The sequence below is a fragment of the Halomonas sp. McD50-4 genome (genome assembly GCF_022348135.1).
GTDB lineage: Bacteria > Pseudomonadota > Gammaproteobacteria > Pseudomonadales > Halomonadaceae > Vreelandella > Vreelandella piezotolerans.
This window is the reverse complement of record NZ_JAKRFG010000012.1, coordinates 23,125-45,725: the sequence shown is the minus strand read 5'-3', so window position 1 is coordinate 45,725 and position 22,601 is coordinate 23,125. Positions and strand designations below refer to the sequence as shown.

At 56.4% G+C, this 22,601-nt stretch carries 20 protein-coding genes and 1 pseudogene; 11 read left to right on the top strand and 10 right to left on the bottom strand.

What is annotated here, in order from left to right; all coding sequences use genetic code 11:
• Nucleotides 1–816: an amidohydrolase gene (locus MHM85_RS14320; RefSeq protein ID WP_219863679.1), complete on the top strand. Its 816-nt coding sequence runs from the start codon at nt 1–3 to the stop codon at nt 814–816.
• On the top strand, nt 816–1,520 hold the full coding sequence (locus MHM85_RS14315; RefSeq protein WP_219863681.1) for a pseudouridine synthase: 705 nt from the start codon (nt 816–818) through the stop codon (nt 1,518–1,520). The genes MHM85_RS14320 and MHM85_RS14315 overlap by 1 nt, the downstream gene beginning before the upstream one ends.
• A 162-nt stretch (nt 1,521–1,682) precedes the next feature.
• Here the strand turns inward: MHM85_RS14315 and MHM85_RS14310 are convergent, their stop codons facing one another.
• The 6 genes from MHM85_RS14310 to gloB all read right to left on the bottom strand — a co-directional run bounded on the left by MHM85_RS14310 (nt 1,683) and on the right by gloB (nt 9,498).
• The gene (locus MHM85_RS14310) at nt 1,683–3,275 is read right to left on the bottom strand and encodes a dipeptide ABC transporter ATP-binding protein (RefSeq protein WP_219863684.1); all 1,593 of its coding nucleotides are present in this window, start codon (nt 3,273–3,275) and stop codon (nt 1,683–1,685) included.
• Nucleotides 3,268–4,341 carry an ABC transporter permease gene (locus tag MHM85_RS14305; protein ID WP_219863686.1) on the bottom strand — a complete coding sequence of 358 codons (1,074 nt, stop codon included), beginning with the start codon at nt 4,339–4,341 and terminating at the stop codon, nt 3,268–3,270. Before MHM85_RS14305 ends, MHM85_RS14310 begins: the two co-directional genes overlap by 8 nt.
• 1 nt (nt 4,342) lies before the next feature.
• Nucleotides 4,343–5,416 carry a microcin C ABC transporter permease YejB gene (locus MHM85_RS14300; RefSeq protein ID WP_139527693.1) on the bottom strand — a complete coding sequence of 358 codons (1,074 nt, stop codon included), beginning with the start codon at nt 5,414–5,416 and terminating at the stop codon, nt 4,343–4,345.
• A 113-nt stretch (nt 5,417–5,529) separates the two neighbouring features.
• Nucleotides 5,530–7,407 (bottom strand): extracellular solute-binding protein, encoded by a 1,878-nt coding sequence (locus tag MHM85_RS14295; RefSeq protein WP_219863688.1) that lies wholly within the window; start codon nt 7,405–7,407, stop codon nt 5,530–5,532.
• 69 nt (nt 7,408–7,476) lie between these two features.
• On the bottom strand, nt 7,477–8,700 hold the full coding sequence (locus tag MHM85_RS14290; RefSeq protein WP_139527689.1) for a transglycosylase SLT domain-containing protein: 1,224 nt from the start codon (nt 8,698–8,700) through the stop codon (nt 7,477–7,479).
• A gap of 30 nt (nt 8,701–8,730) precedes the next feature.
• Nucleotides 8,731–9,498 carry a hydroxyacylglutathione hydrolase gene (gene gloB, locus MHM85_RS14285; RefSeq protein ID WP_139527686.1) on the bottom strand — a complete coding sequence of 256 codons (768 nt, stop codon included), beginning with the start codon at nt 9,496–9,498 and terminating at the stop codon, nt 8,731–8,733.
• 113 nt (nt 9,499–9,611) lie between these two features.
• Here gloB and MHM85_RS14280 point away from each other — a divergent pair, with 113 nt between their 5' ends.
• Genes MHM85_RS14280 through nudC form a run of 4 tightly spaced genes read left to right on the top strand, consistent with a single transcriptional unit; the run spans nt 9,612 to nt 12,375 of the window.
• Nucleotides 9,612–10,409 carry a methyltransferase domain-containing protein gene (locus tag MHM85_RS14280; RefSeq protein ID WP_219863690.1) on the top strand — a complete coding sequence of 266 codons (798 nt, stop codon included), beginning with the start codon at nt 9,612–9,614 and terminating at the stop codon, nt 10,407–10,409.
• Nucleotides 10,402–10,887 (top strand): ribonuclease HI, encoded by a 486-nt coding sequence (gene rnhA, locus MHM85_RS14275; protein WP_219863692.1) that lies wholly within the window; start codon nt 10,402–10,404, stop codon nt 10,885–10,887. Before MHM85_RS14280 ends, rnhA begins: the two co-directional genes overlap by 8 nt.
• Complete coding sequence (dnaQ, locus tag MHM85_RS14270; RefSeq protein WP_239286336.1) at nt 10,869–11,606, top strand: DNA polymerase III subunit epsilon; 738 nt, start codon at nt 10,869–10,871, stop codon at nt 11,604–11,606. The genes rnhA and dnaQ overlap by 19 nt, the downstream gene beginning before the upstream one ends.
• Nucleotides 11,599–12,375, top strand: coding sequence for an NAD(+) diphosphatase (nudC, locus tag MHM85_RS14265; RefSeq protein ID WP_139527680.1), 777 nt, complete (start codon nt 11,599–11,601; stop codon nt 12,373–12,375). Before dnaQ ends, nudC begins: the two co-directional genes overlap by 8 nt.
• Nucleotides 12,376–12,382: 7 nt before the next feature.
• Here the strand turns inward: nudC and MHM85_RS14260 are convergent, their stop codons facing one another.
• A complete protein-coding gene (locus MHM85_RS14260) occupies nt 12,383–12,694 on the bottom strand; it encodes an SCP2 sterol-binding domain-containing protein (protein WP_139527677.1) in 312 nt (103 codons plus the stop codon).
• 160 nt (nt 12,695–12,854) lie between these two features.
• Here MHM85_RS14260 and sohB point away from each other — a divergent pair, with 160 nt between their 5' ends.
• On the top strand, nt 12,855–13,901 hold the full coding sequence (sohB, locus tag MHM85_RS14255) for a protease SohB (RefSeq protein WP_219863694.1): 1,047 nt from the start codon (nt 12,855–12,857) through the stop codon (nt 13,899–13,901).
• 26 nt (nt 13,902–13,927) lie between these two features.
• Here sohB and MHM85_RS14250 read toward each other — a convergent pair whose 3' ends face one another.
• Nucleotides 13,928–14,248: a metalloregulator ArsR/SmtB family transcription factor gene (locus tag MHM85_RS14250; protein ID WP_139527673.1), complete on the bottom strand. Its 321-nt coding sequence runs from the start codon at nt 14,246–14,248 to the stop codon at nt 13,928–13,930.
• A 296-nt stretch (nt 14,249–14,544) separates the two neighbouring features.
• Between MHM85_RS14250 and MHM85_RS14245 the strand changes: the two are divergent.
• From MHM85_RS14245 to MHM85_RS14235, 3 genes and pseudogenes are all read left to right on the top strand, one after another.
• Nucleotides 14,545–16,467 (top strand): annotated as a pseudogene (locus MHM85_RS14245) (propionyl-CoA synthetase); the annotation flags it as partial.
• 180 nt (nt 16,468–16,647) lie between these two features.
• Nucleotides 16,648–17,316: a 7-cyano-7-deazaguanine/7-aminomethyl-7-deazaguanine transporter gene (locus tag MHM85_RS14240; RefSeq protein WP_139527669.1), complete on the top strand. Its 669-nt coding sequence runs from the start codon at nt 16,648–16,650 to the stop codon at nt 17,314–17,316.
• Between the two features lie 16 nt (nt 17,317–17,332).
• On the top strand, nt 17,333–18,136 hold the full coding sequence (locus MHM85_RS14235; RefSeq protein ID WP_139527667.1) for an alpha/beta fold hydrolase: 804 nt from the start codon (nt 17,333–17,335) through the stop codon (nt 18,134–18,136).
• Here the strand turns inward: MHM85_RS14235 and MHM85_RS14230 are convergent.
• Nucleotides 18,117–19,502, bottom strand: a complete 1,386-nt coding sequence (locus MHM85_RS14230; protein ID WP_219863696.1) for an exonuclease domain-containing protein — start codon at nt 19,500–19,502, stop codon at nt 18,117–18,119. The two genes, MHM85_RS14235 and MHM85_RS14230, sit on opposite strands and share 20 nt — an antisense overlap.
• A 45-nt stretch (nt 19,503–19,547) precedes the next feature.
• Nucleotides 19,548–20,630 (bottom strand): ABC transporter substrate-binding protein, encoded by a 1,083-nt coding sequence (locus tag MHM85_RS14225; RefSeq protein ID WP_343218260.1) that lies wholly within the window; start codon nt 20,628–20,630, stop codon nt 19,548–19,550.
• A 222-nt stretch (nt 20,631–20,852) separates the two neighbouring features.
• Here MHM85_RS14225 and MHM85_RS14220 point away from each other — a divergent pair, with 222 nt between their 5' ends.
• Complete coding sequence (locus tag MHM85_RS14220; RefSeq protein WP_239286335.1) at nt 20,853–22,559, top strand: potassium/proton antiporter; 1,707 nt, start codon at nt 20,853–20,855, stop codon at nt 22,557–22,559.
• Nucleotides 22,560–22,601: the final 42 nt, after the last annotated feature.

Here is a 22,601-nt window from a genome sequence, read left to right as displayed (position 1 = left end):
ATGAGCCAATTGAAAACTAGCTTGGTGCAGTGCGATTTACGTTGGGAAGACCCGCAAGCCAATCATGAACATTTAGAGGCGCTGCTCGGTGATTTGGATGGTAGAGATACGGATCTGATCGTGTTACCCGAGATGTTCGCCACAGGCTTTACCATGAACTCTCGTGAGATGGCGCAGCCCATGGCCGAGAGTCAGAGCGTGGCGTGGCTACAGAGCCAGGCGCAGGCGAGAAACTGTGTTCTGACGGGGAGTGTGGCCATTGTAGATGATGGCCAATTCTACAATCGCATGGTTTGGGCGACGCCTGACGGTGAATTGCACTACTACGATAAGCGTCACCTGTTCCGCATGGCTGGCGAGCACGAGCGCTACGGGATGGGGGCAACGCGCCATATCGTCGAACTCAAGGGGTTCAAGCTTCAATTGAGCGTATGCTACGACCTACGCTTTCCCGTTTGGATGCGCCAACAGCCAGCAGAGGATGAACATTTCGAGTATGATGCCATCCTGTGCGTCGCCAACTGGCCCGCTCCCCGTCGACATCCCTGGCGTACGCTGTTACAAGCACGCGCGGTAGAGAACCTCGCCTATGTGGTAGGGGTAAATCGTGTGGGTGAAGATGCCAAGGGGCTGGCCTATAGCGGCGACTCCATGCTGGTCGATTTTAAAGGCGAACCGCTGATCGACCAGCCCGCCCATACTCCGTTCATTGAAACGGGGGTGTTAGATAAAACGGAACTCGATGCTTTTCGTGACAAATTTCCTGCTTGGCAAGATGCCGATCGCTTTACGTTACTGCCAGGAGTCGGGCAATAATGCGGCTTGATCGTTTTTTAAGTGAAACCACACCGCTGACTCGCAGTTTGGCAAAACGTGCGCTTAAAAACGGAGAAGTGACCCTCAATGGCGAGCCTATCAAACAGGCGGCCACCCAGATCGATACCGGCAACGATGAGGTACTGCTCAACGGCGAACGGCTTACCTTGGTGGGCCTTCGTTACCTGATGATGCATAAACCCGCAGGCGTGGAGTGCACGGCGCGCCGGGGGCTCTATCCGCGGGTGATTGACATTATCGACGTGCCCAAGGTCGAACGATTACAGCCAGTCGGGCGTTTAGACGTGGACACCACCGGACTGTTACTGCTGACTGATGATGGCCAATGGTCTCATCGGGTGACTTCGCCACGCCATCGCTGTGCTAAAGTCTACGTGGCCGAGCTTGCCGACCCTATGGAAGACGAGACCGCCGAATGGGCAGTAGAGCAAGTCGCTCAGGGGATTCTTCTTGAGGATGAAGAAACACCGACGCACCCGGCCATCCTTCGATTCGTGACTCCCAAGAAAGCGGAGCTAACCATTACGGAAGGGCGTTACCACCAGGTAAAACGCATGTTCGCCGCTTTAGGCAATCATGTTACTGCGTTGCACCGCCACTCGGTAGGTGACGTAGTGCTGCCGGATGACCTTGCCCCATGCGAGTGGCGTGAGCTTACACCTGAAGAGATCGCTAGTTTCTAGCCAGTATTTCGCTGTTGAACGCTGCCCGCAGCATACTGCTGAAGGCAGCGTTTTAGTGCGTGCTTTTTTATACCGTTATCTTAATTGTTGACGCTTCTCAAAGCCAACGTCACCTTTTAAAAATGACAGACTAAACGGTTAACCAACGACAAAAGGGACGTATTAGTAGAGGTGTGCCGCTTCGATAAGGGCCTTGGTATAGGGGTGGCGAGGGGCGGCCAGGACCTCTAGGCAGTTCCCTTGTTCGATCACTTCGCCATCTTTTAGCACCATGATTCGGTGAGCCATGGCGCGCACCACGGCGAGATCATGGCTGATGAACAAATAGCTGAGCTGGCGGCGTGCTTGAAGGTCGCGTAGTAGCACCACGAGCTGCTTTTGCACGGTACGGTCGAGCGCAGAAGTGGGTTCGTCCAGCACAAGAAGCTCCGGCTCTAAAATGATCGCTCGAGCGACGGCAATGCGTTGTCGTTGGCCACCGGAAAACTCATGAGGGTAGCGGTCGGCGCAGCTCTTTGGCAAGCCGACCTCACTGAGAGTGCGGTGAACTCGCTCGGTCACTTCCATCTCACTCAGCGTTGGGAAGTGAAAGCGTAACCCTTCACTGATGATATCGAACACGGGCATACGGGGAGATAGGGCGCCATATGGGTCCTGAAACACCATTTGAAAACGGTAGCGCTGACGGCGTAACGCTTCCCCAGTGAACTGGCTCAGCGTCGTGTCGCCCAGCTTGACGTCGCCTTGGCTCGCTACCAAGCGCATGATGGCGGAGGCAAGGGTCGTCTTTCCAGATCCCGACTCGCCGACGATGCCTAGTGTTTCACCTGGTGTAAGGGTGAGGTCAGTGGCTTTTAGCGCTTCGAATGCGGGCGGCTGACGCTGGAATAGGCGTGTTTTAGGGCGCGCGAAACTGACCCGGAGTTGTCGAGTGGTCAGCAAAGAGTGAGTGTTCGAAGGTTCGGCTGGGCGGCCCTCAGGCTCAGCGGCAATCAACGTTTTAGTGTAATCGCTTTGCGGTCGGCGAAACACGTCCTCTACTCGACCGCTTTCCTGCAACTTGCCTTGGTACATGACGCAAACGCGATCGGCATGACGACGGACCAGATTCAGATCGTGGCTAATCAGCAATACGCCCATGTCGTGACGGTCACGTAGCTCTTTGAGTAGCGCGAGGATGTCCTGTTGCACGGTCACATCCAGCGCGGTCGTCGGTTCGTCTGCAATCAATAGTGCAGGGTCGTTAGCAATCGCCATGGCGATCATCACCCGCTGGCGCTGGCCACCGGAGAGCTGGTGGGGCCAAGCGTCCAGAAGTTCTTCTGGCCGAGGCAGCTTGACCTGCTCGAGAAGCGCTTTGGCTCTCTGCCGGGCCGCTTGGCCATTTAGGCCTTGGTGTAGTCGGAGGGTTTCGCCAATTTGCTTGCCGATGCGATGCAGAGGGTTGAGTGACGTCATCGGCTCCTGAAAAATGAACCCCACGCGGTTGCCGCGAATGCCGTTCCAGTCACGTTTGCTTAGCTGTGTTAGATCGGTGCCTTCTAGCCAACGTCGACCGCGCACTTCTGCATTGCTGGGCAATAGGTCAATGGCACCCAGCGCAGAGACCGACTTTCCTGACCCAGACTCGCCAACGATCGCGAGCGTTTCACCCGGGTTTACCGAAAGTGAAAGGTCATCTACAACGACCTTGCCATCAAAGGCCACCGTGAGTCCATCGAGTGTCAGCAGCGGTTGTGGGGTTGGCTCAGACATGAGTCGTTTCCTGGACAGTAGAGGGACGCTGCTTAACGTGGCGCGGGTCGAACGCATCGCGCAAGCCTTCCCCGATAAACACCAACAGAGACAGCATGATGGCTAGGGTCATGAAGGCGGTGATGCCAAGCCACGGCGCATGCAGATTGTTCTTGCCCTGTGCGGCGAGTTCCCCGAGCGACGGGGCCCCGGGTGGCAATCCAAAACCTAGAAAATCCAGTGCCGTTAGGGTCCCAATGGCGCCGGTAAAAATGAACGGAATGAACGTTAGGGTAGCGACCATTGCATTGGGCAGCACGTGGCGCCACATGATCAGGCGAGAGGGCAACCCCATGGCTTTTGCGGCGCGGACGTACTCCAGGTTGCGGGCGCGCAGAAATTCGGCGCGCACGATGTCGACCAGCCCCAGCCAGGAAAAGAGCAGCATGATACCTAGCAGCCACCAAAAGCCTGGCTGTACGAAGCTTGCCAGTATGATCAGCAAAAACAGCACCGGCAGTCCCGACCAGATTTCGGTGATCCGTTGACCGATCAAGTCGACTTTGCCACCAAAATAGCCCTGCACGCCGCCTGCGATAACACCGATCACCAGCGAGCCCGCCGTCAATACCAGCGCGAACGCCACAGAGAGCCTGAAGCCGTAAATAACGCGGGCCAAGACATCGCGGCCTTGGTCATCGGTGCCTAGCCAGTGGCGGCGGTCCGGCGGTGCAGGGGACGGGCGCGTCATCTGCATATCCAGCGTTTGGTAAGAGAACGGAATGAGGGGCCAGAGCGCCCAACCGTGGTTGCTAATCTGTTGCTGAATGAAGGGGTCTAGATAATCCGTGCGGGTCGGTAAAAAGCCACCAAACTCGGTTTCTGGATAATCGACCAATAGCGGCACGTACCACTGACCGTCGTACTGCATGACGATGGGTTTGTCGTTGGCGATGAGCTCGGCGAATAAGCTGATGATAAACAGAACGGCGAACAGCCACAGCGAAACCCGCGCGCGGCGATTATCGCGAAACGCGGCGAGTCGCCGAAGCGTGATGGGCGATAGGCGAGAGGTGATTGCGCACATATCAAGACTCCCTCGACGCGAAATCGATGCGCGGGTCGACCCACACGTAGGTAAGATCCGATACCAGTTTGAGCAGCAGGCCAATCACGGTATAGAGAAAGAGCGTGCCAAAGATGACCGGATAGTCGCGCTGCATGACGGCCTCGAAACCAAGCAGACCAAGGCCATCCAGTGAGAAAATCACTTCGATGAGCAGCGCACCGGTAAAGAAAATACCAATCATGGCTGATGGCAGCCCAGCGATGATGATCAGCATGGCGTTACGAAACACGTGCCCGTAGAGCACGCGTTGCTCATCGGCACCTTTGGCGCGTGCGGTGAGCACGTACTGCTTATGTATTTCATCCAAAAAGCTGTTTTTGGTCAGCATGGTCAGGGTGGCAAAACTGCCGATTGAGGCCGCGATAACGGGCAGCGTGATATGCCAGAAGTAGTCTTTTATCTTGCCCCATGCCGACAGGTCGTCAAAGTCTGGCGAGGTTAGCCCGCGTAGCGGAAACCAATCTAGATAGGTTCCCCCAGCAAACAGAACAATGAGTAGAATGGCGAATAGAAAGCCGGGAATGGCGTAGCCAACGATCACCAGCCCCGATGTCCAAACGTCGAAACGCGAGCCATGGCGTAGCGCTTTGCGAATGCCCAGAGGAATGGAAATCAGGTAGACCAGCAAGGTGGTCCATAGGCCGAGTGACACCGACACGGGGAGCCGCTCTATCATTAAATCGATCACCGGACGATCACGAAAGAAACTGGTGCCAAAATCAAAGGTTAGGTAGTCCGTCATCATGCTGATGAAGCGTTCATGGGCAGGTTTGTCGAAACCAAACTGCTGTTCGAGCTGCTCGATGAAGCGCGGGTCGATGCCCCGTGCGCCACGGGAATCATCATTGATCTGAACATCCGCACCGCCCATGTCCAAGCGTGTACTGGCCATGGCATTGGCACCTTCGAAGCGAGCCAGCATTTGATCGATCGGCCCGCCTGGCGCGGCTTGTACGATCATGAAGTTGAGCAGCATGATACCGAACAGCGTCGGAATCATTAGTAGCAGTCGGCGTAAGGTATAGCGAGCCACAGTGCACTCCATGAATGGACGACAACAAGGAGGGTTGTCGGCAAGCGTTATCGGCGCTGGTTATCAGCGATGGTTGGCAGCATTCGTTCAAACTCACCCCGGGGCAGGCTTGCCTATCGGCGGCGATTGCGTCGCTGAAGCGCCGCTTCACGTTCGGTATCTACCCACCAAGCATCGAGATCCATGGCGTAATCAGGAAAAGGTTCTGGGTAGCCAAACTTATCCCACACGGCGATGCGTGTCTCGCCAGAGTGGTAATGCGGAATCACATAAAAGCCCCAACGTAGCACACGGTCAAGGGCGCGGGTGGCCGTATCCAGTGATTCCCTGTCATCGGCTCGAATGATCTCTTCCACCAATGCGTCGACGGCTGGATGGGCCAGCGCCATACGGTTGCGGCTCTGTGGCGCTTCGGCGGCAGCGCTGGTCCAGTAATCGCGTTGTTCGTTCCCAGGGTTATTGGATTGAGGAAAGTGGCTAATGACCATGTCGTAGTCGTAATCCCGCACCCGGTTAAGGTACTGGTTAATATCGACAATGCGCATGGACGTCTGGATGCCTAGGCGTGCCATGTTGCGTAACATCGGTTGTACCACGCGCTCCAGCCCTGAATCATATAGGAGCACTTCGAGGGAGAGGGGGCGCTCCTGATCATCTACCAGTACCCCCTCCTCAACGCGGTAGCCTGCCTCACGAAGCAGGCTTAACGCCAACCGCAGCCGCTCGCGTAGTTCAACCGGGTGATCGATGGGTAAGGGCGCCGTAAACAGCCTGTCTGATCGATGTGACGCCAAAAGCTCATCACGGTATGGCTGTAGTAGCGCCAGTTCCTCATCGGAAGGCATGCCGACCGCCTCCATTTCGGAGTTTTGAAAGAAGCTCTCGGTTCGGGCGTAAGTGTTGTAAAAAATATTGGTATTGAGCCAGGGGAAGTCGAACGTCAGGCTCAAGGCTTCTCGTACACGTGGGTCCTGAAACTTTTCTTTACGCAGGTTGAAAACGAACGCCTGCATCATCGATGGGTTAACGTCGGGTACGGTAATCCTCTCGATTAGCCCGTCACGGTAAGCAGGAAAATCGTAGCCGATGGCCCAGGTGGCGGCACGCGCATCGATACGAAAATCAGTGAGGCCCGCTTTGAACGCTTCCCAGGCAATGTCCCGATCCCGGTAGTACTCGTAGATGACCCGATCGATGTTATAGCGCCCGATATTGACGGGCAGGTCTTTACCCCAATAGTTTTCGTCGCGCTGATAAACGATGCGACGCCCAGGGTCTACCTCACTAATACGGTATGGTCCTGAGCCAGGGTGAGCGGCAAGCGTCGGAGCGCTAAAATCACGAGGCTCCCAATAATGTCGGGGTAGGATGGGAAGCTGCGCCACGATCAGGGGCAGCTCTCGAGAGTCGGTGTCATTGAATTCAAAGCGAACCTGATGCTCGTTCAACGCGATGACTTGCTCGACGCCTGCGTAATAGCTGGCATAAAAAGGGTTGCCCTGTTCGCGAAGAAGGTCGAAAGAGAAAACGACGTCGTAAGCGGTTAGGGGCTCTCCATCCTGAAAGCGGGCTTGTTCGCGCAGGTCAAACTCGATCCAGCGACGCTCCGGATCCAAACGCACGCCTTCTGCTAACAGGCCGTAAAGGCTAAAAGGCTCGTTGGGGTTACTCGCCATCAATGTGTCATAGATTTGCGAGATGCCGGTGGCTGGCGTACCGCGAATGATGAAGGGATTGGTCGAGTCGAAGCTGCCGCCGACCGCAGTGTGAGTGATGGAGCCACCTTTGGGCGCTTGAGGGTTGACGTGGGGGAAGTAGGCGAAATCTTCGGGTAGCGCCGGGCTATCGTAAAGCGATAGCCCATGTACCGTCTCGACCGGGACGGTACTGGGCGCGCTGCCAAGCATCTCTTCCGAGGCCCATAACGAACAGCTCAGCAGCAGTGTGCTGATCAATAATCCCGTCTTTTTGAGCATGACGCTGCGTGCCATCGGTAAACTTCCTGTTGTAACCTTGCCTCAACGTTATAATGCCCGTGTATGACTGTGCTATCGGCTCTGCTACTGATCCGAGAGTGACAGTAGCTGCCCAGGCTGAAGGGCTTCGGGGCGCTCGATAGCATTCCAGCGGATTAAGTCTTGCTGATCAACGTTATATCGGGCAGCAATCGTTGACAGATTATCCCCTCGCTCGACGCGATGCACCTCTGGGGTAGCGGTCGAGGCCAGCGTCGTGTCGTTGGCTTGCGAAAGCTGAGCTAATACCTGCGTATCTACCTCTTCTGGCACCAGGAGCGTCTGCGCGCTACGTGGGTCGAGGCTGCCATTGAGCAGACCAGGGTTTAGCTCGGCTAGCGCTGATTGGCTGACATCCAATAGTTGGGATGCTTGTGCCAAGCTGACGGGCTGCTCCAGCTGCACTTTGGCAAAGGCAGGATCTGGATGGATGTCCGGCAGTTTGACGCCATACTTGTCAGGTTCGTTGATGATGGTGGCAATGGCTTTTAACTTGGGTACGTACTGCATGGTTTCATGGGGCAGTGATAGGTCCCAATATTTGCCAGCTAGCCCTTGACTCTGTGCTTGGCGCTGGGCACGGTTAACAGTGCCTGCGCCCGCATTATAAGCGGCTAGCGAGAGCATCAGATCTCCCTCGTACCACTCATCGGCCTGCATTTCCAGATAATCCAGCGCTGCTTCCGTCGAAGTGACCACATCCAATCGGCCGTCATAGTTGCCATTACGTACTAGCCCCAATGCGTCACCCGTACCGGGCATGAACTGCCATAAGCCGGCTGCACCGAGATGGCTTCGTGCGCTAGGGTCAAAGGAGCTCTCGACAAATGGAATCAGAGCGATTTCACCGGGTAAGCCGCGGTCGCTCACTTGTTGAGCAATCCAAGCGAGCCACGGTGTGGCACGTTCGGTAATGGCCGCGATGTTTTCCGGGCTAGAGCGATAGTACTCGATCCATTCATCGACTCTGGATTGAGCATCGGCGGGAAGGTTCTTATCCTGCCACTGGAAGCTCGAGCGTAGCGAGCTCCACGCATCCTGGGGCTCCAGTACCAGCGACTCCCAGAAGTGGTGATGCAGCGCAGTGGGCTGGAAGCGTGCGGTGCGTTCGTTCCCATTATTCGCCACGGCATCATTGACGGTGGTATAGGTCAGATTTGGATCGGTGGCAGATGCTTGTGAGCTGGCTGCAGCGGCCAAAAAAAGGCCCATTACTACGGTACTCCCAGCGCTTAACAATAAGCGCTGGCGAATCGTTCGATAGGTCATAGTCGAGTTCGTTTCTAGTCGATAGCGTTCTTAAAAACGGTTCTTCCACTCCCGAAGAGTGGTGAACGTAGCGAGATTGTCATCGTTAGACCCCTGGCATCCCGCCGCTTGGCGCACGCTGTCGGTGCCCACGCGCAAGTAGGGGTTGATCGTCAGCTCGCGTCCTATCGTGCTGGGTAACGTCGGCCGGTCCAATGCCCGTGCCTTCTCACACTCCTGCAGTGCGTATGTCACAGCATCATTGTCAGGGTCGGCAGCACGTGCAAACGTCAGGTTCGCTTGCGTATATTCATGCGCTGCAAAGACCAGTGTATCCTCGGGGAGTTCCGCTAAACGATTCAATGAGCTGAACATTTGCTCGGGTGTGCCTTCGAACAGGCGCCCGCAGCCTGCGCAAAACAGCGTATCGCCGCAGAAAAGCAAGGCGGGAATGCCGGGAGCGAAATAACTAATGTGGTCAAGAGTGTGTCCCGGTGTCGCCATGACATCGAACAGGCGACCCATGATGCGCACCTGATCACCGTCCCTCACGCGAACGTCGATTCCTTGGATGTCAGGGTTGTCGGGGCCAATGACGCGAGGAGAGTAGCGTTTGATGAGCGCATCCAAACCGCCAACGTGATCCTGGTGATGGTGAGTGATCAGTATGGTGTCTAGGGTGAGCGCCTCACGTTCGAGGATGTCAATGACAGGCGCTGCTTCACCGGGGTCCACCACGCAAACGCTTTGACTGGTATCTTGTCTTATGAGCCAAATATAGTTGTCGCTTAGGGCGGGTATCGGTGTCACGCTCATCATGGGCGAGATCCTTTGAATGCTAAAAATGCGTAAAGTCAAACCATGCGCTGTCGCGCGCAAAACTGATACAAATAGACGTTAAAAAGCCGTTACTGTGGAGGGAAGCGCCGTTTATGTCAAATTCGCCAAAAGCCGACAGCTTGGCGCAGCGCTTGACCTGCGCGCAGGCTTACTGGCAATCCGATGCAGGCCGAGCGCTTTGGGAAACCCAACGTGCCTGCCTGGGCCCTGTGGTAGAAGGCCGCAAAGGCGGCCACAGTCTCGAAATGGGCATGGGGCCAGCAATGATGGGTATGTCATTGATTACACACCCGATTCGCTGGGCTCCCAGCCGCGCCTTGGCAGAGAGCGATGCCTCGTTGGTGTGCCCGCCGGATCAATGGGCACTGCCTGACCGTTGCCTGGATACGGTGGTCATTCACCACTGGCTGGAACACCTTCATGAGGCTCACCATACCCTTCGGGAGGCGGCTCGCGTAACGGCGGATAATGGCGTTCTGGTTCTGTTTGGATTCAACCCGCTCGGTTTGAATGGCTTAACACAGCGCTGGCGCAAGCAACAAACGGCCTTTCCCTGGAACGGCCACAGGCGTTCGGCGAACCGTTTAAAGGATTGGTTGGCATTTGTCGACTTTGAGGTTGAGCGCGTAGACTACTGCTGTTTTCGTGGCCCACTCAGTACAGCTTGCGGTGTGCGCTGGGAGGCTTGGGGGAGGCGGCATAATTTGCCGCTGGGCGAAAGTTATATGATTCAAGCCCAACGACGCCAGCGTCATGCCCCCGTTCAGCGCGTCAAATTTGGTCTAAGTGCTCCGATCGCGCCCTCTTCGTTGGGCGCTACGCGGACGGGCGCTCCCTGGAGCCACTCGAAGAGCCAGCGTCGTTTAAAAAAGGATAGTGAACGTGAGTAAGCAAGCAGCCGAGGGGCTGCCCCAGGTAACGGTGTATACCGATGGGGCCTGTCGAGGAAATCCGGGCCCAGGCGGCTGGGGAGTCGTGTTGGAAAGCGGACCCCATCAAAAGACATTGAAAGGCTATGAGGCCGAGACCACCAACAACCGCATGGAGTTGACAGCAGCGATCATGGCACTGCGTGCTTTGAACAAGCCTTGCAGCGTTGCGTTATGGACAGACTCGCAATACGTCCGCCAGGGCATTACCCAGTGGATTCATAACTGGGTCAAACGCGGCTGGAAAACGGCGGCCAAGCAGCCTGTCAAAAATGCCGAACTGTGGAAAACGCTTCATGAAGAGACGCATCGCCATCGCGTAGTGTGGCACTGGGTGAAAGGGCACAGCGGCCATCCAGGCAACGAGCGTGCCGATGAGCTGGCCAACGAAGCCATCGATGAACATCAAAGGAGAGCGGCATGCGTCAAGTCATCCTAGATACGGAAACGACGGGTATCGATCCCAAAGATGGGCACCGTTTAGTGGAGATTGGTGCCGTCGAGATGGTCAATCGTCGTTTTACCGGACGGACTTACCATCAGTACATCAATCCCGAGCGCCATATCGACGCTGAGGTGGTCGCGGTCCACGGCATCGATGATGCTAAAGTAGCGAACGGGCCTGTATTTGCTGAGATCGCCGATGCGTTTTGGGCGTTCATCGAAGGGGCCGAGTTGGTCATTCACAATGCCCCCTTCGATGTTGGGTTCATCGATCACGAGCTTGGCATGCTCAACAAACGCCGTCGGGCACCCGCGCTCGGACCGGTGCGAGACCATTGCCGAATCCTCGATACGTTGGTCATGGCGCGTGAAATGCACCCGGGGCAACGTAATAATCTCGACGCATTGTGCAAACGTTATGATATCGACAATGGACACCGCGTACTTCACGGCGCTTTGCTAGACGCCGAAATACTGGCCGATGTGTATCTGGCTATGACCGGCGGCCAAACGGCGCTGACCTTGGATGCCGATAGCGGCAGTGACAAGCGTCAGCAGAATGAAGCGAACGAAGGTCTTTCGGTGCGTCGCTTATCACTGTCGCCTGGGCAACTGCGTGTCATTCGCCCCACCCAAGAGGAGCGGGCAGCTCATCAGGCCAAATGTGAGGCGCATCAGTTGCGCTGGCTAGACGGATCCGCTGCCGATGCTTAAGCGCCAAATCCCCCATCATGTCAAAGAGGGGCGTGTGATACGTGTCTCTCGCAGTTACATTGCGCCTGCGCCTATCAAGAGTGAGCTATCGCCGCTGCAGCCTCTCCAACCATGGACTGAGCAGATGCAGCCACTGTGCTATTGGTACGATGAACCGGTGGCACTGCTGGTGGAAACCCAACCCGGCGACGACTGGATAGAGGGGCGACAGTGGCTGGGACAGTTGCCCGAATCTTGGTTTAGCTTGCTGTCGACGGCACTACAAGTGGGTGCTTGGCTGGAGAATCACCGTTATTGCGGACGTTGCGGAGAAAGAGCCACCAAGCTCGAAGCCGAGTTTGCTATGCACTGTCACGCCTGTGGGCACCGTAACTATCCGCGCATTTCGCCCTGTATCATTACGCTGGTCACCAGCGGTGAGGCGATGCTGCTAGCGCGCAGTCCGCGCTTTCCTCCCGGGCGCTACTCCACGTTGGCCGGTTTTATCGAACCGGGAGAGTCTGCGGAGGAGGCCGTGCATCGAGAAATTTTCGAAGAGGTAGGGGTGCACGTGGATCGGTTACGATATCACCATAGTCAGGCGTGGCCCTTTCCGCACTCGCTCATGCTGGGTTTTTTTGCCGAGGCCACGACAAAGCGCATTCGGATCGATGGTGTAGAGATTAGCGATGCTGCATGGTTCTCGCCGCGGCAGCTTCCGTCGCTGCCGCCGCCTTACTCCATTTCTCGCGACTTGATTGAAACGCATTTAGCAAGGTGGCGCGAGTAGGACGTGTTTATTGGCTGGGGAACAGGCTGGTCAGCTTGGTGGCGAGCATGACGTTACCGGTGGCCTTCAATTTACCGGTCATGAACGCCGTCATGCCATTGATCTCACCGTTCATGATGCCCTTCAGCGTGTCCGTACTCATGCTCAGGCTGACCGACGGATCGTCGTGCTCGCCCTCATGCACGCCGAGCGTACCATCCTGGATATCCAAGTAGTGACTGCCCGCATCGGCGAAGTGAAACTGAAAGACTTCGTGCATCCCTTTGGCCGCCTCGGGGTTAAAGCGAGATTGCAACTTATCAAGTGTGGTGGATGACATAGGACCGTTCCTAAGTGTGAGTGGTGTCATTAACGTACCATGTTTGGATGAGATTATTTCAAACAATTGTTTTAATCAAGCCTGCGGTAACTAACGCCAAAAGCAGGCTTGATTGATAACAAAAAAGCAAACGTTTCAAACACAGCAGAGGAGAGTGACGATGGCTGAGTGGGTCGTGGAAATGGGCACATTCTTACTGCAAACCACGCTGATCATGGGGGCCGTCGCGCTATTGCTGATCATCGTTATGCGCAGCAAAGAGACTGGCGAACATGGCCTGAAGCTGCATGTCGAGTCGCTCAATGATCAGCGTCGGGCACGCCAGCGCCGTCTGCGTGTGACGACGACCGTCCAAGGGGCGCGTAAAAAGCTCATCAAAGCGTTTCGTCAGGAGGAGAAGGCCAGGCAAAAAGCAGCCAAACAAGGTCATAGTGGCAGTTCATCGCAACAAAACGTTTGGGTCTTGGACTTTCATGGCGATATCAAAGCGTCTCAGGCGGAACGGTTTGCCCAGGAAGTGTCTGCGGTGATCGACGTAGCCAGTGGCGATGATGAAGTCATCGTCAGGCTCGAATCAGCGGGCGGTCTGGTACATGCCTATGGCCTAGCAGCCGCCCAGCTCGATCGGCTCAGAGAAGCGGGTCTGACGACGACGGTGTGCATTGACAAAGTGGCTGCTAGTGGAGGCTATATGATGGCCTGCACGGCCAGTCACATCAAAGCCGCACCATTTGCAGTGATCGGCTCGATTGGTGTAGTGGCGCAAGTGCCGAATATCCACCGCTTGCTCAAACGTAACGATATCGATGTCGAGCTGCTGACTGCCGGTAAATACAAGCGTACGTTGACGGTTCTGGGAGAGAACACCGAAGAGGGGCGCGAGAAGTTCATCGATGATTTGGAAAACACGCACCGTTTGTTCAAAGAGTATGTCTCCCGACATCGTCCAGAGATGGATATCGACACGCTCGCGACAGGCGAAATTTGGTATGGCAGTGAAGCGTTGGAGCAAAAACTGGTGGATAGTATCGGTACCAGTGAGGCTTACCTAGTGGAGCGGATCGCCAACGCACAGGTGTACCGCGTCAAGCTAGAGCCGCCGAAAACACTTAGCCGTAAGGTGGGGTTGGCGGTGTCGGCGGGGGTAGAGCATGCCATTGTGAAGGCGCTAGGCGTGGTCGATGCCGCAGGGTGGCAGCGCCGCTAACATCGGTGGCTGGCGGCGATGGTGCGCTACGCCGCATAGTGTTGCGCCAGGGTGGCGATGATCGCCTTGGCGCTTTCACTGCTCAGAGAGTAGTAAATGGTTTGTGACTCCCTGCGGGTATTGACCAACTGGTCACGACGTAAGATGGCTAGATGCTGTGACAAGGCCGATTGGCTCAACGAGAGCTGCTGATTGATTTGTGTCACTGACAATTCTTTCTCAGCCAGTAGGCACAGAATCTGCAAGCGTTTTTCGTTGGCTAGTGCTTTAAGCAATTGCGTGCCCGCCTCGATGGCGTGACCATTATGTTCCAGAAGTCGTGTAGCGGCGCTCGTAGAAGCAGACATGAAAATCTCCTTGCCTACACTGTTATGACAGCGTTGTTATAGGTTATGTAGCCATCGTCGCGTCGCGAGGATTGGGTTATTTAATGATCAGTAATTTAGGGGTTTTTGTCCAAATATGGGTTTAACGCTCTATCAATGATAATAGGTCGTGCGTTGTCGACAATACTGGCGTTTGGATGCGTCTTTGGTCGCGTTTACACCCATAGTATGAGGGTGGGTTGGTGAATTACTTTATAAAGTGTCGACAATCCATCTTTGCTTTAAAGATGCTCTTTCATTGACACAATAATCACAAGGTCACCATGAGCCTCTACCAGCGTACCTACCAACACGCCATCGAACATCCAGACATGTTTTGGGCCGAGCAAGCCAAGCGAGTGCCCTGGTACACACCACCTAGCACCATTCTCCATTACGATGAGCAGCAGCATGCGCGCTGGTTTCACGATGGAGAGCTGAATATCTGCTACGCCGCCATCGACTACCATGTCGAGCAAGGTCGCGGCGATCAGCCTGCGCTTTACTGGGACTCCCCGGTCACCAACTCAAAACAAACGCTGAGTTACCAAGCGCTGCGCGATCGAGTGGCGCATGTTGCGGGCGGGCTCGCCAAGCTGGGCGTGAACAAAGGTGATCGCGTGATCATCTATATGCCCATGGTGCCCGAAGCGATGATTGCCATGTATGCCTGCGCCCGCTTGGGCGCGGTTCATTCGGTGGTATTTGGTGGTTTTGCCCCCCATGAGCTGGCGGTTCGTATCGAAGATGCCGAACCCAAAGTGGTCATCGCTGCCTCCTGCGGTGTCGAAGTCGATAAAGTGCTGCCCTACAAGCCGATCGTCGACAAAGCTATCTCTCTAAGCAGCTTCAAGCCCGATGCTTGTGTGATCTACCAGCGCGATGTGCACCGCGTCGAGCTGCAGCCTGGCGATGTGGATTGGCAGACGCTGGAGGCAGAAGCGCTTTATGTTGAGTGTGTCCCCGTCAAAGCCACCGACCCGCTTTACATACTGTATACCTCTGGCACCACTGGGAAGCCGAAAGGGGTGGTGCGTGACACCGGCGGTTACGCCGTCGCCTTGGCCTACTCCATGGAAGCCATCTATGGGTTGAATCCCGGCGACGTCATGTTCACCGCCTCCGATGTGGGGTGGGTGGTGGGGCACTCCTATATCGTCTATGCACCGCTACTGCGCGGCTGCACGACCATCGTCTACGAAGGCAAGCCCGTTAAGACCCCGGATTCAGGGGCGTTCTGGCGCTTGATTGATGAGTACAAAGTGAAAAGCTTCTTCACGGCGCCCACGGCGTTTCGAGCTATCAAAAAAGAAGACCCCGAAGCCAAGCAGTTAGAGCAGTACGATATCAGTAGCTTGCAGCACTTATACGTGGCAGGCGAGCGTCTAGACCCGCCTACGTTCCACTGGTTAGACGACCTGCTCGATGTGCCGGTGATCGACCACTGGTGGCAAACCGAGACCGGCTGGCCGATTGCTGCCAACCTGCCAGGCATCGAAGCGGCGCCCACCAAAGCGGGTTCTGCGACATACCCCGTGCCTGGGTTCGACGTGCAAATAGTAGATCGCGATGGCGAACAGGCACCCGCCATGCAGCAGGGCAGTGTCGTCATCAAGCAGCCGCTCCCCCCGGGGTGTCTGGTAGGCATTTGGCGAGACCCACAGCGCTTTCATAGCGCTTATATGGCGGCTTACCCAGGTTTTTATTTGACCGGTGACGGCGGCTACTTCGATGAAGAGGGCTATCTTTTTATCATGGGGCGTACGGATGACGTGATCAATGTCGCCGGACATCGTCTCTCTACCGGTGAAATGGAAGAAGTGGTGGGGGCGCATCCTGCCGTGGCTGAGTGCGCCGTAATCGGTATTCACGATGAGTTGAAAGGTCAGGTGCCGGTCGGGTTGGTGATCCCCAAAGATGGCTTTAATGGCGATGAGGCAACGCTTGAAGCCGAGCTCATCGAGCGGGTTCGCGATCACATAGGCCCCATTGCGTGTTTCAAGCAAGTGCTGGTGGTCAACCGGTTACCCAAAACTCGCTCTGGTAAGATATTGCGCAAACTGCTGCGTAATATCGCCGATGGTAAATCCTTCGGGATACCCTCTACCATCGATGATCCGACCAGCCTGGACGATGTGCATACCGCGATGCGCGAACGCAATGTGGGTGCCGCTGATCAGGCTACTCCCACCGATCACTAATGCTGTGCTGCACGCGCCACCGCCCTGTAAGAGCCTAGCTGCCGGGGCGGTGGGGCGGCTAGATACGTTCCACTGCCTTTCATTACTGCTGGTAACGCGTATAATGCGCGCCCCAGTAGCGCTTATGGCGCTTTTTTGAGGGTTCCCTAACCCCTCTCCATTAAAAAAAGGTCAATTCGCATGTTCGCTTTAACCGACGCTCAGCATCGCCGTTGCCTCATGGTGATGGTCGCTTTCCATATCACCATCATCGCCGCCAGTAACTACCTGGTGCAGCTACCCTTCACGCTATTTGGTTTTCACACTACCTGGGGCGCCTTTAGTTTCCCATTTATCTTTCTGGCGACTGATTTGACGGTTCGCCTGTTCGGTAAAGGACCTGCGCGTAGTATTATTTTGCGCGTGATGTTTCCCGCGCTGCTGGTCTCCTACGTCGTATCCGTGATTTTTCCGCGAGGCAGCTTCGCTGGCATCGAAGCGCTTGGCGAGTGGAATCTTTTCGTGGCCCGCATTGCAGTGGCAAGTTTTCTGGCATACGTGCTCGGCCAGCTGCTGGATGTGCAGGTGTTCGACCGCTTGCGCCAGTGGGCTTGGTGGGTCGCGCCCGTTTGTTCGACGATCCTGGGCAACCTAGCGGATACGTTTGCCTTCTTCGCCACCGCCTTCTATAACAGTCCTGATCCTTTCATGGCGCAGCACTGGGTAGAAATTGCTGCCGTCGATTACGCTATTAAGCTGAGCATTAGCCTACTGTTCTTCCTGCCGCTTTATGGGCTGCTGCTGGCGTGGCTCACGCGTCGCTTGGTGGTATGGACGGGACAACACGACGCCTCACCGCGAACCGCTTAACCGATAAGGACGTAGCATGACCGACCGTGCCCCCGTGGATCTTTACGTGATGGACCTGCCCGCCGAGGCCGATGAGACAAGCCAGCCGCTGGTAGTGATTCATGGCTTGCTCGGTAGCGCCGACAATTGGCGCTCTCACTTGAAAGTGTGGCAGCGAAAGCGTCGGGTGGTCGCGGTGGACCTACGAAACCACGGACGTTCTCCCCACGCCGAAGGCATGAGCTATCGGGCCATGAGCCAGGACGTGTTAGCCGCGCTGGATAAGTTGGGCATCGAGCAAGCCCACGTGTTAGGGCACTCCATGGGCGGCAAGGTGGCCATTACGCTGGCCCGCCAAGCCCCACAGCGCTGTCTCTCACTGATGGTGGCCGACATCGCCCCAGTGGCCTATCAGCACGGCCATGACGACGTCTTCGCCGCGCTTGAGCAGGTGCGCGAAGGTCAGCCTACCAATCGGCGTGAAGCGGATGCCTTGCTGGCGGAGCATGTCGATTCACGGCCCACACGACTCTTTCTCGCCACCAACCTGGTGCGAGACGAGCAGGGCGTGATGGGCGTGCGGGTGGGGCTAGACGAGATCAAGCGCGGCTACGAGGATATCATCGGCAAGCCCGATGGGAATGTCCCGTTCGAGGGGGCAACGTTAGTTCTGCGCGGCGCCGACTCTCACTACGTCAGTGACGACATGCTGCCCGCGCTGCGTGAGGTGCTGCCGCGAGCCCGGCTCGTCACCCTCAAAAACGCCGGGCACTGGCTACACGCCGACCAGCCCGAGGCGTTTCAGCAAGCCATCGATGCTTTCATAGCGGCGCAATCGTAAGGCCGTGCTGGTCGGGCGCGCTCAAAAAGCGGTTGAGGATGCGATAGGTATCCATGTCGAATTGTGGCGTGTCCTCCGTCAGCGCTTGAGCGCAGCGGTGGGTCGTGGCGCTCCCCAAGTAGCACCAATGGTCGACCACATGATACGCAATGGGGCCGCCTCGGCGGCTCTGCTCACGGATGACGATACGGCCTGGCCACGGCCATGCGCTCACCTGCAGTTTGGCCAGTGCTCGCTGCGCGCGCAGGCTATGCGCTTCCAGCGGTTCCTGCTGACAGCACGCGCCACGGCATTTGCCTAGCTGTTGCGCAAAGCAACGCCCTTTGCCTTTCTCCAGGCCCAATACGCGAGGGCAAAGGCCGTGCTCTTCGGCCACGCTGCGTAGCGCTTCTTTGGCCTCTTTGGCACTCCTAAATAGACCGAACAGCTTGCCCGGCTGAGGCTGGCTGATGGCCTTGCCGCTCACCAGTGTGGGGCAAAGGGCATCGCTCGGCCAGTACCACGCTTTCAGACTCCCTTGGCGGCGTAGCTGGCGGTTCATGATGGGCATCAACGTCTTGACGAGCTGCGCTTCGCGTAGCTGAGCGCTCATATCTCCCGCGGTTTCTTCCCACTCGATATGCTGGATCTGTTGAGCAAGACGCATTTCTTTATCGTCTTGATGGTCGCGCTGAAAATGACCCAGCACTCGACTGCGCAGATTGACACTTTTACCCACGTAGAGCGGCAAACGGTTATGCCCGTAAAAAAGATACACGCCGGGGGCACTAGGCAAATCGGCGAGCTGATCGCTGGAGAGCTGCGCTGGCAGACTGCGATGGCGCTGTTCGTCGGTAAGGGCCGCCTGAAAACGCTCCGTTTCACATTCGCGTCGCCAGGTTAGCCATAGCTCCCATAGCGCGTTGGCATCGTCTTCGGCGCGGTGCTGACGTGCCCGAGGAATATCGAAATGGGCCAGCAGGGCGGTCAAGTTATGCGTGGGCAGCGTCGGGTGTAAGCGTCTTGCAAGGCGCAGCGTGCATATCACCGAAGGTTGGTAGCGATGGCCAGCGCGTTTGAACTCGTTACGTAAGAAACTAGCGTCGAATCGCGCGTTATGCGCGACTAGGCAGGCACTGCCGAGCCATGCCAGCAGCTTCTCGGCGATGTCAGAAAACGTAGGGGCGTTGGCCAGCATGTCATCATAGATGCCGGTGAGCTGACTGATATGGGCGGGCACACTGGTCTGAGGATGAGTCAAGCAGACAAACCGGTCGACGACGTCACCGTCCACTACCTTCAGTGCCGCGATTTCGGTGATCCGGTCACGGGTGGCCCGAGTGCCGGTGGTTTCGATATCGATAAACACTAGTGGGGTATCGTGCATAGAGCTCCAGCGCGTTATGGATGTGGCAGGTAGCTAAAGCGTGGGTCAACGCGTCATGAGAAGGTGTGGATTCACCGCGAGGCGCGCTACAGGAAGCTCGTCAGAGATCGCACCAGCGTTTTGTAAATAGCGCTCGAACGCTGCATAGCGCCGCTCATCCAGCGCCGCCGGGCTTAGCGCGACGCGGCGAAGCAGATCATCCCATGTGGTTTGATGAATGGGATTATCCAGCACGGGGTGAGTCGTAACCAATAGCGACCACGCCTCGTCCGGGTGCTCGATCATCCAATTGCTGGCTTCTTCCACCGCCAACAGTACCCGCGACCACGTTGTGGCTCGACGAGCCACGGAATCGCTGTTAGCTACGAGAATGAGTCCGTCGTGGCGGGGGATATCTAGCTCGCTGTAGCGAACGGTGTGGGTGACGATGCCATCGGCCGCCAGTTGCGCGGGCAAGCTGTGGTAAAAACCATCCGCCACGGCATCGACTCTGCTCGAACGGAGGGCATCAGCGGCATCGAAATGCACGCTTTCGGGCGCAACGAAGTCATCCACTTGGCGCACCGAGCGTGGCAGTAGTCGCTCTACCAGCACGTCACGCCCTTCGCGGGTAGAAAAGCCGTAGTGCAGGTCGGCCAGGGTGTCCTCGACGTTGGCAGGTGCGGGCGCTTCGCCCGCCACGATCACGGCGTTGAGCGGTGTCTCGATCAACGTGGCGATACGGACGATGGGCGCCCCTTCATGGGCATGTAGATGCAGAAGCGGCTGGCGAGTCAGGGCTAAATCGACCTCGCCGGCTGACAAAAGCTTGATGGCAATGGATGGGTCAGCTGGGGTCGATAGGGCGATATCCAAGCCTTGGGCGGCGAACAGTCCGCGCTCTTTTGCCACGATAAGCGCCGCATGCTGTGGGCTCAAATACCAATCTAGCATCAGCGTAAGTTGTTTGAGCGGTGGCGGATCAAGGGGCGGGGGCGGTACCACTGCCATGCTGGGAGCTTCTTCGAGTGCCTCTATTGCCCGGTCGTCATCGGCAGGCCACAGCCCCTCGGGTAGTCTTACGGTGCTATCCAAAGAGAGCGGCGGCTCAGTGATCTCTGCTTCACGCTCTTCGTTTGCGTAAGTCACTGAAAATGAAAATAATAAAATAAGGACCCATGACAGAGCTATTAATGAACGTTCACGCCAAAAAGCGTTCAACATAACCTCAACTCCCGATGGTAGGACGGCGGAGTTTAGCTGTCAGGCAAAGCATCTGGCTAGTCCCTTGCATAAACCTAGCGAACACGCTCAGTAAATTCAGCAACGACATGCAATAATAGAACGGCATTAATGTAGAGATGGAGAGACATGGACGCAATTTATACGTTCTTCCTGGTGGGTGGTTCCCTAATGGCGCTCAGCATCCTCGCGAGTCGTCTCTCTTCCATGGTGGGCGTACCGATACTGCTGATTTTCTTGGGCCTAGGGATGTTGGCCGGAGAGGAAGGACTGCTAGGCGTCGAGTTCGATGACTATTCCATGGCCTTTACGATCGGCCATCTAGCGCTCGCCATGATTCTGCTCGACGGTGGGTTGCGCACGCGTCTTAAAACGTTCCGAGTCGGGTTTCGTCCTGCGCTCTCTCTGGCGACGTTCGGTGTCTTCATTACCAGCGCCATCGTTGGCGTCATCGCCATGTGGGTATTTGATCTCTCCTTGGTGCAAGGGCTGCTGGTAGGTGCCATCGTCGGATCTACCGATGCTGCGGCGGTCTTCTCCATGTTGAGCGGGCGGGGAGTGAACCTTAACGAACGGGTAGGGGCGACGCTGGAAATCGAATCGGGTACCAACGACCCGATGGCGATCTTTCTAACACTGATGCTGGTAGAGCTGCTGGTCGGTGACATCGGCGGTGTCGGCGAAACGTTGCTGTTCTTCATTTCTCAGTTTGGTATTGGGTTGGCAGTCGGCATTGGGGGCGGATGGCTTAGCGCCAAACTGCTCCGCTGGCTGGACTTGGCACCTGGTCTTTATGCCATGCTGGCGTTGGCACTTGGCTTTAGCGTGTTCGGGTTGACCAGCGTGCTGGGAGGCAGCGGCTTTTTAGCGATTTATCTAGCGGGCCTGATGATTGGTAATCAGCCAGGCCGCCACCTCAATTTCATCCTGCCCGTACACGATGGTTTGGCCTGGTTGAGCCAAATCGGCTTGTTCTTGGTGCTGGGATTGCTGGTGACGCCCAGCCAGCTTTGGGACGTGGCCCTGCCCGCTGGCTTCGTTGCGTTGGCGTTGATCTTCGTCGCTCGCCCGCTGGCCGTCTTGATTAGCATTAAACCCTTTTTCAAATTCCGTTGGCGCGAAACCCTCTTCATTGCCTGGGTCGGCCTGCGCGGAGCCGTTCCGATCGTGCTCGCCATTTTTCCAGTGATTGGCGGAGTCGAAAACGCGTCGCTCTACTTTAATGTCGCCTTTGCGGTGGTGCTGATGTCGCTGCTGATTCAAGGCGGCTCTCTCACCCTCATGGCCCGCTGGCTGAAAGTAGAAGTACCCGCGGGTACCACGCCCAACCGTCGCGGTCCACTGGGCATCCTCCCGGATAACGACTTTGAGATGTTCGTTTATGTCGTCGAAAACGAAGACCTTGAAGACGTTCCAATCCGATTGCTGCGCTTCCCCTCGGGTGCGCTGATTTCGGCGCTGTTCCGCAATCACGTCATGCTGCATCCCAAGGGCAGCACCCGGTTGAAACTTGGCGATGTAATCTGTGTGATTGGTCGTACGGAAGACCTGGTCGCGCTCAACCGACTGTTCAATGGCGATGCCAAGCTCAAACAAGAACGCGCCTTCTTTGGCACCTTTACCTTGGACGGCAACGCCCAAATGCAGGATATCGCCCAAGCCTATGGCTTGACACTGAGCCCCGGCGAGCAGGAGATGACGCTCGCAGAGTTCGTCTCTCTCAGAGTCGGCGGTCACCCTGTGGTCGGTGACGACGTAGATTGGCATGGTATCCACTGGGTCGTCAGCGAAATGGAGGTTGGCATGATTACCCGCGTCGGTTTAAGGCTCTACTAATTTATTCAAAAGGCGTTGACTTACAAGGAGAAGCTGTTAGTA